Raw genomic sequence first — 1,340 nt, forward strand, 5'->3', positions numbered from 1 at the left:
TTACAAACCATCCTTGAAGGCTATGAGCTAGCGATGTCTCTTGAACACGGAGACTTGTGATCAAGAGACAGGGCTTCGTGCCTTCCTTTTTAGTTTTCATAGAGAACTAGTCTACTTTAAGCTCTTTAAGCATAGCTTCAGGTAGTGCAAGTTCATCATTCTTATTCACCGAGATACCCGCTGATAGAATCGCCTGTGCGATTTGCTTAGCTTCATCTAGTGAGTGCATTTCCGCAGTGCCACATTGGTACTCATTCAACTCTGGAATCTTGTTCTGGCTTTCCACTTTTAACACATCTTGCATTGCTGCTAGCCATGCGTCAGCCACTTGCTGCTCTTGTGGCGTACCAATCAAGCTCATGTAGAAGCCAGTACGACAGCCCATTGGCGAGATATCAATGATCTCTACGCTATCACCGTTTAAGTGATTACGCATAAAGCCTGCGTAAAGGTGCTCTAGAGTATGAATACCTCTTTCAGACAAAATGTCCTTATTTGGCGCAGTAAATCGTAGGTCAAATACCGTAATGGTGTCACCTTTTGGCGTGGTCATGGTTTTCGCCACGCGAACAGCTGGTGCATTCATTCGCGTGTGATCGACGGTAAAACTATCTAGTAACGGCATTATACTTCTCCATGTGTAACTGTTCTTAAAAGAACCAGCTTCTATTATCTTCTAACTCTTGGCGGCACTGCTTCAGTTGCCAACCATAATCCTTTGCTTGTTGCTCAACCTTGCGAGCAACTTTAATCAATGAGGGCTTACCTTGGTAGCTCTTACGTTTAAACCCACCCCGACCTTCATGATAAGCCAAGTACTGACTGTATGCATCCCACTTTGACACACCTAACTGCTTTTGAGTAGCGTCTGTATACCAACCTATGAACATCAGCGAATCAGCGAAATCGGTTCTTGAACCGCCATGGTCCGTTGCTTTCTGGAAATCTTCCCAGGCTGGATCTTGCGCTTGCGCGTATCCATAAGCACTGCTTACTCGTCCCCAAGGAATGAAACCGAGTAGATAATCTTTTGGCGGCCTAGCGTCATGGCGAAAGCTGCTCTCTTGCTTCACAAATGCCATAGCGACCTGAATCGGAGTTCCCCACTCCTCTTGCATGTCAGCCGCATCATCATACCAATCTGGGTTTTCTCGGAAGATTTCACATACGTTAGACTGATTTTTTGGAGGAGCAGTGGCACAACCTCCCAATACAATCAAACTGACAACAACAGCAAACGTCCTTATCACTTCGAGCCCTTAAACTTTCAGATAAGCAAAATAGTCATCAAGAAAATCATCAAAGCTCAACGTATCCGCAGCTTCCACATCGGCTTGAGC

Annotated in this window: 2 protein-coding genes; both read right to left on the bottom strand. The window is 45.4% G+C overall.

Annotation, left to right across the window (positions count from 1 at the left end; translation table 11 throughout):
* Window positions 1-106: 106 nt before the first annotated feature.
* Window positions 107-625: an S-ribosylhomocysteine lyase gene (luxS, locus tag QTO00_RS19755; RefSeq protein ID WP_331426264.1), complete on the bottom strand. Its 519-nt coding sequence runs from the start codon at window positions 623-625 to the stop codon at window positions 107-109.
* 25 nt (window positions 626-650) lie between these two features.
* Window positions 651-1,250, bottom strand: a complete 600-nt coding sequence (locus QTO00_RS19760) for a transglycosylase SLT domain-containing protein (RefSeq protein WP_331426265.1) — start codon at window positions 1,248-1,250, stop codon at window positions 651-653.
* Between the last annotated feature and the right edge of the window lie 90 nt (window positions 1,251-1,340).

It is taken from the genome of Vibrio sp. M260118 (genome assembly GCF_036533755.1).
In the GTDB taxonomy this organism is placed as follows: domain Bacteria; phylum Pseudomonadota; class Gammaproteobacteria; order Enterobacterales; family Vibrionaceae; genus Vibrio.

Bases quoted from the DNA above. Each gene is read 5' to 3' on its own strand.
- luxS (WP_331426264.1), bottom strand. From the start codon at position 625: ATGCCGTTACTAGATAGTTTTACCGTCGATCACACGCGAATGAATGCA.